This window comes from Mesorhizobium sp. M7A.F.Ca.MR.362.00.0.0 (assembly GCF_004023175.1).
Classification (GTDB): domain Bacteria; phylum Pseudomonadota; class Alphaproteobacteria; order Rhizobiales; family Rhizobiaceae; genus Mesorhizobium.
Genome location: NZ_RZTF01000205.1, coordinates 2,601 through 11,451 on the forward strand (window position 1 = coordinate 2,601; position 8,851 = coordinate 11,451).

General features: G+C 62.3%; 11 protein-coding genes, 1 tRNA gene and 2 pseudogenes. 10 read left to right on the forward strand and 4 right to left on the reverse strand.

From position 1 onward, the window contains the following. Positions 1-324: pseudogene (locus EOC06_RS43190) on the forward strand (MBL fold metallo-hydrolase); the annotation flags it as partial. 186 nt (positions 325-510) lie between these two features. Here EOC06_RS43190 and rpoH read toward each other — a convergent pair. Next, on the reverse strand, positions 511-1,422 hold the full coding sequence (gene rpoH / locus EOC06_RS22615) for an RNA polymerase sigma factor RpoH (RefSeq protein ID WP_128308831.1): 912 nt from the start codon (positions 1,420-1,422) through the stop codon (positions 511-513). A 190-nt stretch (positions 1,423-1,612) separates the two neighbouring features. Beyond that, entirely contained in the window at positions 1,613-2,653 is a 1,041-nt protein-coding gene (locus tag EOC06_RS22620; RefSeq protein ID WP_128308832.1) for an RluA family pseudouridine synthase, read from the reverse strand. Positions 2,654-2,681: 28 nt separating this feature from the next. Between EOC06_RS22620 and EOC06_RS22625 the strand changes: the two genes are divergently transcribed. The 7 genes and pseudogenes from EOC06_RS22625 to EOC06_RS22655 all read left to right on the forward strand — a co-directional run bounded on the left by EOC06_RS22625 (position 2,682) and on the right by EOC06_RS22655 (position 6,423). Beyond that, on the forward strand, positions 2,682-3,065 hold the full coding sequence (locus EOC06_RS22625) for a fimbrial protein (RefSeq protein WP_127268031.1): 384 nt from the start codon (positions 2,682-2,684) through the stop codon (positions 3,063-3,065). Between the two features lie 54 nt (positions 3,066-3,119). Beyond that, positions 3,120-3,527, forward strand: a complete 408-nt coding sequence (locus EOC06_RS22630) for a VOC family protein (RefSeq protein ID WP_127395797.1) — start codon at positions 3,120-3,122, stop codon at positions 3,525-3,527. A 90-nt stretch (positions 3,528-3,617) separates the two neighbouring features. Continuing rightward, positions 3,618-3,692: transfer RNA gene (locus tag EOC06_RS22635), tRNA-Glu, on the forward strand. Positions 3,693-3,871: 179 nt separating this feature from the next. Beyond that, the gene (locus EOC06_RS22640; protein WP_127320620.1) at positions 3,872-4,048 is read left to right on the forward strand and encodes a Flp family type IVb pilin; all 177 of its coding nucleotides are present in this window, start codon (positions 3,872-3,874) and stop codon (positions 4,046-4,048) included. A gap of 282 nt (positions 4,049-4,330) precedes the next feature. After that, entirely contained in the window at positions 4,331-4,912 is a 582-nt protein-coding gene (locus tag EOC06_RS22645; protein WP_127268028.1) for a VOC family protein, read from the forward strand. 22 nt (positions 4,913-4,934) lie between these two features. Then, a pseudogene (locus tag EOC06_RS22650) lies at positions 4,935-5,761 on the forward strand (glutathione S-transferase family protein). Between the two features lie 293 nt (positions 5,762-6,054). Beyond that, on the forward strand, positions 6,055-6,423 hold the full coding sequence (locus EOC06_RS22655) for a hypothetical protein (RefSeq protein ID WP_128308833.1): 369 nt from the start codon (positions 6,055-6,057) through the stop codon (positions 6,421-6,423). 14 nt (positions 6,424-6,437) lie between these two features. Here the strand turns inward: EOC06_RS22655 and EOC06_RS22660 are convergent, their stop codons facing one another. After that, positions 6,438-6,650 carry a hypothetical protein gene (locus tag EOC06_RS22660; RefSeq protein ID WP_023810978.1) on the reverse strand — a complete coding sequence of 71 codons (213 nt, stop codon included), beginning with the start codon at positions 6,648-6,650 and terminating at the stop codon, positions 6,438-6,440. A 697-nt stretch (positions 6,651-7,347) separates the two neighbouring features. Between EOC06_RS22660 and EOC06_RS43195 the strand changes: the two genes are divergently transcribed. Together EOC06_RS43195 and EOC06_RS22670 are read left to right on the forward strand one after the other, a co-directional pair. Then, the gene (locus tag EOC06_RS43195) at positions 7,348-7,884 is read left to right on the forward strand and encodes a DUF2865 domain-containing protein (RefSeq protein ID WP_245469920.1); all 537 of its coding nucleotides are present in this window, start codon (positions 7,348-7,350) and stop codon (positions 7,882-7,884) included. Between the two features lie 124 nt (positions 7,885-8,008). Beyond that, positions 8,009-8,245, forward strand: a complete 237-nt coding sequence (locus EOC06_RS22670) for a hypothetical protein (protein ID WP_013529265.1) — start codon at positions 8,009-8,011, stop codon at positions 8,243-8,245. Positions 8,246-8,317: 72 nt separating this feature from the next. Here EOC06_RS22670 and EOC06_RS22675 read toward each other — a convergent pair whose 3' ends face one another. After that, the gene (locus tag EOC06_RS22675) at positions 8,318-8,668 is read right to left on the reverse strand and encodes a hypothetical protein (protein WP_128288233.1); all 351 of its coding nucleotides are present in this window, start codon (positions 8,666-8,668) and stop codon (positions 8,318-8,320) included. Between the last annotated feature and the right edge of the window lie 183 nt (positions 8,669-8,851).

An 8,851-nucleotide genomic window follows, 5' to 3' on the forward strand; every position in this document is an offset into this window, starting at 1 on the left:
AGTGCCGCGCGGCTCTGGCGCTCGATCCAGGACATATTGGCGTTGCCGGACGAGACGCGGGTGTTCGTCGGCCATGACTATCAGGCCGGCGGCCGCGAACCTTTGTGGGAAAGCACGGTCGCCATACAGAAGGCGACCAACACCCATCTTGCCGCCGCCCGCAGCGAGGCCGAGTTCGTCGCCCTGCGCGAGGCGCGCGACAGGACGCTGCCGATGCCGAGGCTGATCCTGCACGCGCTGCAGGTCAACATGAATGGCGGGAGACTGCCCGAACCTGAAGCGAATGGCCGGCGATACCTGAAATTTCCGCTGAACGGGCTTTGAGGGGTATTTTTGTGCGGGGGCCGTATTTTGTGGCGAGCGCCGCCGGTGAACTGCGGATCTCCCCGCAAGGGGCCCGCAAGGGGGGAGATTGGCTGTCGCCCCCGTTCGCCAACTCCCAATCAGCCACAAAAAAGGCGGCGCCAGGTTTCCTGGCGCCGCCTTGATTTTTTGTTGCCTTAGCTAACCTTACGCCGCCGGCTGCGCCTCAATCGTGCGCAGCGCCTGGGTCTGGCGCTTGGCGGCGGCCTTGACCGCGTCCTGCACCTTCTCGAAGGCGCGCACCTCGATCTGGCGCACGCGCTCGCGGCTGATGTCGAACTCGGACGACAGCTCTTCCAGCGTCAGCGGCTCTTCGGCGAGGCGACGGGCCTCGAAGATGCGCCGCTCGCGCTCGTTGAGCACGGCAAGAGCGCCCGACAGCATGCCGCGCCGGTTTTCCAGCTCGTCCTGCTCGATCAGCATCTCTTCCTGGCTTTCGTGGTCGTCGACCAGCCAGTCCTGCCATTCGCCGGATTCGCCTTCGCTGGCCCGGATCGGGGCGTTGAGCGAGGCGTCGCCGGACAGGCGGCGGTTCATCGACACCACTTCGGCTTCGGAAACGTTCAGCCTTGTGGCGATCTCGGTGATCTGGTCGGGCTTCAAGTCGCCGTCGTCGAGCGCCTGGATTTTGCCCTTCACCTTGCGCAGGTTGAAGAACAGGCGCTTCTGGTTGGCGGTCGTGCCCATCTTGACCAGGCTCCACGAGCGCAGGATGTACTCCTGGATCGAGGCCTTGATCCACCACATGGCGTAGGTCGCGAGGCGGAAGCCGCGCTCGGGTTCGAATTTCTTGACGGCCTGCATCAGGCCGACATTGCCTTCCGAGATCACTTCGCCGATCGGCAGGCCATAACCGCGATAGCCCATGGCGATCTTGGCGACGAGCCTGAGGTGGCTGGTGACGAGCTTGTGCGCAGCAGAGGTGTCTTCATGCTCGGCATAACGCTTGGCGAGCATGTACTCTTCCTGCGGCTGCAGCATGGGAAAGCGGCGGATTTCTTCCAGGTAGCGGCTGAGGCCGCCTTCGCCGGAAAGGATACTGGGTAGTGACTGGGCCATGATAGCGCCCCCTCTCTATTGGAGTGATGCCCCCGAAACGCGGCGGGCATGTGACGCGAGCACCAAAAGGCTCGCCCGCGACATCAGATCTTATACAGGAACAAAACCAGAAAAGACAGGCATTTGTTCAACACGAAACAGTGTGTCACGGTGAAGTGAACAATGCCGCTCAGGTTTTTCTATGGCAGGTTCAGAGCTTGCGGAAACCGCCTACGAGTTCCTCCATGTCCCCCGGTATAGGCGCTTCGAACCTCATCGTTAGATGGGTAGTGGGGTGCCGAAATGCAAGGAGCCAGGCATGCAAAGCTTGCCGGGGAAATGCCTTGACCTGGCTTTTCAGCGGTTCGGGCAGCCGGTTGGCCTTGGTGCGGAAGGCCTGCCCATAATCGGGGTCGCCGACCACCGGATGGCCGATATGCGCCATGTGGACACGGATCTGGTGGGTGCGGCCGGTCTCCAGCCGGCATTCGACCAGGCTGGCGGTGGCGAATTCCTGCTGATCGACGCCGAAGCGCTCCTGCACGGCAAAGTGGGTGACCGCATGGCGGGCGTCGTCGCGTCCTTCCGGCACCACGGCACGGCGCACGCGGTCGGCGGCGCGGCCGAGCGGCGCGTCGACCCTTCCGGTCGGCCTCTGCGGTATGCCCCAGACCAGCGCCAGATAGGCGCGCTCCAAGTCGCCGGTCAGGCCGTGATCGGCGAAAGCCTCGGACAGTGACTTGTGGGCGCGGTCGGTCTTGGCGACGACCATGACGCCGCTGGTCTCCTTGTCGAGGCGGTGGACGATGCCCGGCCGGCGCACACCCCCGATTCCTGAAAGGCTGTCGCCGCAATGATGGATCAGCGCATTGACCAGTGTGCCGGTCCAGTTGCCCGCTCCGGGGTGCACGACAAGCCCGGCCGGCTTGTTGATGGCGATCAGTTCGTCGTCCTCATAGAGTACATCGAGTGCGATGTTCTCGCCCTGCGGCTCCGCCGGCTCCGGCTCCGGCATGGTAACCGACACGCTCTCGCCCGGCGCCATCTTGCGCTTGGTCTCGTCGACGGGCTTGCCGTCGACCGAGACCGCGCCCTGCCTGATCAGCATCTGCACGCGGCTGCGTGACATGTCCGGGCCAAGGCTTGCGGCCAGCCACTGGTCGAGGCGCAGGCCGGCCGCATCCGCGCCCGCCACCAGCACTGTCGGTTCCGCCTCTATCAATTCAGGGGCCTCTTCGCTATGAGCGCTCATTGAAAAACCGTTCCGGAACTGTTTTGCCATGGCCAGCCCGATCGCCGAAGAAGACCAGGATAAGCCGCTCGACCCCGAGGTCGAAAAGGTGCGCAGGAAACTCGTCCGCTTCGTCGGGATCAATCTCGGCCTGCTGTTCCTCGCCCTTATGGTGGTGATCGGCGCCCTTGTCTACAAAGCGCGCAATGCACCGCCGGCGAACCCGCCGCTGGCCGGCGATATCCAGACACCCGCCGGCGAACCGGTCAACGGCGACATCGTGCTGCCGGTCGGCGCCACGGTGGTCAGCCAGTCGCTGTCCGGCAATCGTGTCTCGATCGACGCCGAGCTTGCCGATGGCAGCCGCACGATCTTCGTCTACGACATCACCGAGCGACGCCTGATCGGCCGCTTTGCGATCCGCAACAAGTGACCGTGACCGAGCCGCAACGATGAACGGCAGCAGGCCAATGAGCAAGCCTCAGGCATGAGCGGGTTCGCCGAGCATCGCCGCATCGCCACGGTCGCCCTGGTCGTTGCCAATTATGACGAGGCGATTGCCTGGTATGTCGAGCGGCTGGGCTTCCTGCTCGTCGAAGATGTCGATCTCGGCGGCGGCAAGCGCTGGATCACGGTCGCGCCGGCCAACGGGCAGGGCGCCAGGCTGCTTCTGGCCGAAGCGTCCGACGAGGCGCAAAGGCAGAGCATCGGCAACCAGACCGGCGGGCGTGTCTTCCTGTTCCTGGAAACCGACGACTTTGCCCGCGACCATGCGGCGATGCTGGAGAAGGGCGTCGAATTCCGCGAAGCACCGCGCTTCGAGCCCTATGGCACGGTGGCGGTTTTCGCCGATCTGCATGGGAATCTCTGGGATCTGATCGAACCAAAACGATAGGCTGACGGCCGGCTTTTCCTCGGCAAGGGAAAGCGGCCTAAGCCCAGTTGCTTTTTCCCAGCGCTCAGCCTATATCGCCGGTTCTTGAACGCGCCCATCGTCTAGCGGTCAGGACACCGCCCTCTCACGGCGGGAACAGGGGTTCGATTCCCCTTGGGCGTACCAAGTTTTTCGACAAATTTGCAGGATGCCGCCGATTTCGTTTCTGAAGTCGACGACCCTCGATACTGGCCTTCATTTCATTCGTCTGGCAAATGTTAACGGACCCGAAACCGAGAACCTTAACGCCCCCGCAACTCACGGCGATATATTAGTTGTCGCTTTAGTAGCTGTAGGAGGTCGACATGAAGAAAATAGCCTGTCGTTTCGCTTGGGACGAGTCGGGCGCGACCGCGATCGAGTATGGCTTGATCGCGGCTCTTATCGCGCTGGCGATCATCACCGGCGCCGGGGCGCTGGGCAATTCGCTCAACGGGATCTTCACGAACGTCGGCACTACGGTCAACAGCAGCGGCTCGTAAGTCGGTACCTCAATTCGGTCGGCCGTCGGCCGGATCGTCGACCCTCAGCCTCCAAAAGCGTAGCGTGTACGCCCTTCCGATGTCCGGCATCGGAAATGCGGACGGCGCACTCTCGATCATTCGGCTTATCCGTTGCGTCGCTGCGTTCGTCGCTTCTGGCGCCGCGGGGCTGTTTGCATTAGCATCACGTCACGGATCCTGAAGCACGGTTCCAGCGGCGCACAGAACGCCGAATGCCGGGCAGATTCGCCGACCAGTTGATGCCGTGGGGGAGGAATGCCAATGCAGAAGCTGCAGTCGCAGGGCGTTCATCACATCACGCTGGTCGGCGCCGGGCGCCAGACCTCTATCGATTTCTGGGAAGGCGTGCTCGGCATGCCGTTCATCTTCGAACAGCCCAACCTCGACAAGCCGAGGGAAAGCCATCTCTATTTCGATCCCGGCGACGGCCGGCTGATCACCATCTTCACCGACGAGAGCCGCACACCGGAGAAACGGCGCACGCCGACCGATCCGGGCTGTGTCCACCACATCGCCTTTTCGGTGTCGCGCGTCACCTTCCTGCAGGCGGTCTCCCGGCTTGACGAGCGCGGCATCAAGCACAGCGGCGTCAAGGATCGCGGTTTCATGGATTCGATCTATTTCGAGGATCCGCTCGGCCTGCTGATCGAACTGGCGTCCTACCGCTTCGAACCGCCAGCGGGCTTCACCCACGCCGATGTGCTGATGGAAGCGCACAGGCTGCGGGTCGCGCGCGGCGACTACAACATCGCCGAAGTGCATCTCGCCGATGCGATCCAGGCGCTCGTCGAGCGTTCCCGCGCCACCTTGTCGGACGATCGGGCGCCGAAGAACCCATACTGAACAGACCAGAGGGAGGAACAAGATGGCCAAGACAGCGACGAAGACTGCCGGGAAATCCGCGGCGAAAGCTGCGGCAAAGCCAAAAGCCAAGGCGGCCGCCAAGCCTGCGATGAAGGCTACGGCAAAAGCCGCGCCCAAGGCCAAGCCGGCCAAGAAGCCGGCGTTGAAGCTCAGCATGCTGAAGCCCAGCGTCAACAACATGACCGTGCGGGTGTTTGCGCGCGCGGCCGGTTTCGACCATGCCGAGACCGATGCCTGGGGCCACACCCGTTCGCCGGAGTTCATGGCGCGAAATCCCGCCCATTTGACACCGATGATCGAGGACAAGGGCCTCCCTAGAGGCGTGTTGTGGGAAGCTGCGCCATCATGCAGTATCTCGCCAACAAGCACGGGCTGGAGAAATTCTATCCGAAGGCGCCGGCCAAGCGGGCGATGGTCGACAGTGCCATGTTCTACCTGATCGGCACGCTCTACCCCTATGTGGCACGCGCCACCTATCCGGCGCTCGGCTTCCCACAATATGCCGGCGAGGTCGGCCACAGCGACGCGCACCCCGACAGGAAGTCGGAGGCCCAGAAGGCGGCGATGGCGGCGATCGCCGAGCCGCTCGAAGTGTTTCACAGCTTCTTCAGGGACGGCAAGCCGTTCATCGGCGGCAAGCATCCTTCGATCGCCGATATCCGCTTGGCGGCGACGCTCGAATTCCTGGCCGTCGTCGATTATGCTTTGCCCAAGTGGGCGAAGGACTATGTGGCGGCGATCGAGAAGACGCTCGGCAAGGCCTATAGCGAGCCGGCCGGCGATGTGCGCGGCTACATCGCCCATGTGAAGTCGCAGGCCAAGGCCTGAGGTTAAGGATTCGTTAACCAAAGCCCTGTCTACTGCAGGCAATTCGCTTTCGGCCCGCGACCACGGATGTACTGGCGCAGAACGTCGTAGCGATAGGAAAGGTCGGCGCAATGCCGGCCTTTTTGCTGTTCGCACGCCATCGCCAAGTGCGATCTGGCACGCAGGCCTCGTCCAGTGTCGCTTTTTTGGCGTCAACTTTTGTCGAGAGATATTGTCATTGCCGCCGTTGGCCCTACCATCCATTTTGGCAGTCCGGCATGGATTGTCGGTCAGGCATGAGACGAGGGCTGGCGATGAAAAGCGTTGCGAGACGGATTGCGGTTGCGGGCGTGATGCTGGCGGCCGCTGTCCATGCTTCGAGTGCAGCCGAACTCAACACGATGGACGATGTCGGGGCAGCGATCCAGGCATGCTGGACACCGCCGGCGGACGCCGGGACCGCCAGCGTCACCTTGAGCTTCAGCTTCAAGCGGGACGGCACGCTGATCGGCCCGCCGAGGCCGACGGCCATTAAAGTGGATGGTGATGCCAAATCGAAGAAAACGTTTGTCGATGCCGCGACAGCGGCCCTGCAGGATTGCCTGCCCCTGACTTTCTCGGCGAAGCTGGCGCAAGGGATCGCTGGCAACGTGTTTACGTTGCAATTCGCCTCTCCCAAGTAAGCCTCGTTGTCGGGTCAGTGGTGACTGCGCCTGGCCTCGGCATGCCGGGCAAGATCGGGCGTCTCGAAGACGTAGTCGCTCCAGGCTGATTCAGGAACCTGGCCGGCCAGATAGCATTCCAGCAACAGGCTTTGCTCGGGATTGAGTGGCCTTGGCGCGCGCTGGTCCAGCCCCAGCGAGTGAAACAGGTTTCTTGTCAGGTCGGAGACGGTGAAGTGGATCGACATCTGCGTTCTCCCTTTGGTCCTTCAACGCGGAAGGCCCGACAAAGGTTTCGAACCCCTGGCGATAATGGCGCATTGATCTCGGTCCGTTGCGCTGCAGGTCCTCGGCGATGGTCAGGCTTGCGCTTTCTTTCGAGGTTCGTCTCAATCTTGAAATAAAAATGTAATATCGAATTTACATGAGGTGACGTAGTACAATAGACAATAGGTCATTCATGTCGAAATTCGTTAGATTATTAGGAATTACTCATGTAGCCGAAGATTGCTGAAGTCATGGACTCTAAATTCCAGGTTCTCCGCAAAAAGGACCAGTTGTCCCGATGATCCGTTTCTGGCCTTCCATGGTGATCGCATTTATTTCGCTGGCGGCAGTTTTGTTCGGTACGCTTTCGTCCTACGCGGACAGATGCGGCGCGATCAGAAGCCAGTTGCTTTCGGCTGGCCGCAGCGGCGGGGCGAGCCCGGAGCTTGCCCAGTTGCGCCGGCAACTTGCAGCCATCCAGACTATCGAGAGACAGCGCCAGTGCACGGCGAAGAGTTCGCTTGGTGGTCTCTTCAACGCTTGCGCCGATCTCGCCAGGAGCCGCTCGGATGTGCAGCGCCGGATTGCTGCCGCTGGGAATTCGGGCCGCGACACAGCGGGCCTGCAGGCGCGCCTCGTCGCGCTTGGCTGTGCGCCTTCGCGGCAAAGCAACGGCCTGTGCGCGCCGCGCCCAGCACCCAATCGGCGAGCACCACGTTCGCCGGCAATGCGATGCTGTTTTGCGTGCGTCTGTCGGACGGATATTTCTTCCCGGCGCCAAAGTCGCAATTCGCCGCCAGCGGCGATCTGAAGGAGACGGTCGATCAATGCCGTTACATCTGCGATGACCCCGGCGTCGACCTCTACACGTTGAACGACGCCAGCCTCGAAACCGACCAGATGACCGCGCTCGACACGCGCAAACCCTATACCGAGCTGCCGGCAGCCTTCAGATATCGCGATGATGCGAATTTCAAGGCATGCGACGTCAAGCGCTACTACCAGCGGGTCACCGAACTGCGAGCCAGGACCGTGACGCCCGCCAACATGCGCAACGCCATTATTCCGTTGCCGACGGCGAAGCCGGATCTCGGCACGGTTGCGGCCGTCCCCGGGATCGATGCCGAAGCCCCAGGTGCCGCCCAGCACCTTTCGATCGAGGCCGGCGAGCGGCCGGTGCGCTTGGTCGGCCCGGCATTTTTCCCGGCCGAATGATCGCCGGTCTTCCCCGATTTGCGATCACCGGCGGCGGCGTGCCTGCTGCTATGCGGCTGCGCGATCCGTCTGGAACAGAGGGGCGCTCACGGCGTTGTGATCGACATCAGCCGGGAGGAACGCCATGGCTACGTTCAGGGAAATGCGGGTGCTGGAGATCGTCGAAGACGACTCGCTGACCACCGAACAGAAAATCGCCGAACTGCGCGAGATCGAATCCGAGGCGCGTGGGTTGCAGCGGGCTGCCTCGGAGGGTCCAATGGACGACGATGACGGTTGGCAGGAAGATCTGCGTCAGGTTCGTCTTGCACTCGACAAGCTCGGAGCGAAGGAGCCGAAAAAAGGCGCTGCTTCCCTGTGAAAGCCCGTTCGCCGAGCTATCCGCGGATCGTGTTTGTTTGACCGAATCCCGCTTTTAGGACCAAGCTCCAATCTAATCGCAGACCATGCGAGCTCTCTTGCCAGGCTCGCTGATGTTCCTGCAGGTCAGCGACTTCGCCGGCGCCGATAGGGACGCCGACGCAGGCAACCTCGTCTGGTGCCGTTTCGGTGCGGCATGGCTGACCTTGCGCTCGGAAAAACGCCGGGGCGGCTGCGGCGCCACCGGAAAAGCGCCGTTTTCGACCTCGGATTGGCCGTAGTCGACATTCGGTGGCGGCCGATCCCAGATGCGCCGGACATCGAGCGGTCTCGGGATGACGACCGTGCCGTCATAACTGCGCGAGCAACCGCCGCCGAAAAGCAGCGCCAGCCCCATGAAAAAAGGCACAATCCGTCCAAGCATCAGCAATACCCCTGCCGTTGCTTATATAGCGGGTTCGACCCCGCCGACAACCGGGCGGAATGAAGCTAACTGACCGTTAAGGTTAGCGGATCCTTAATGCTTCTCGGGCACATTTTGCCGACGAACCGCGGAGGAGGGTTCGGCCTTGGTTTTCGGGGTGGGGACGGCATGGCGGAAGCGAAC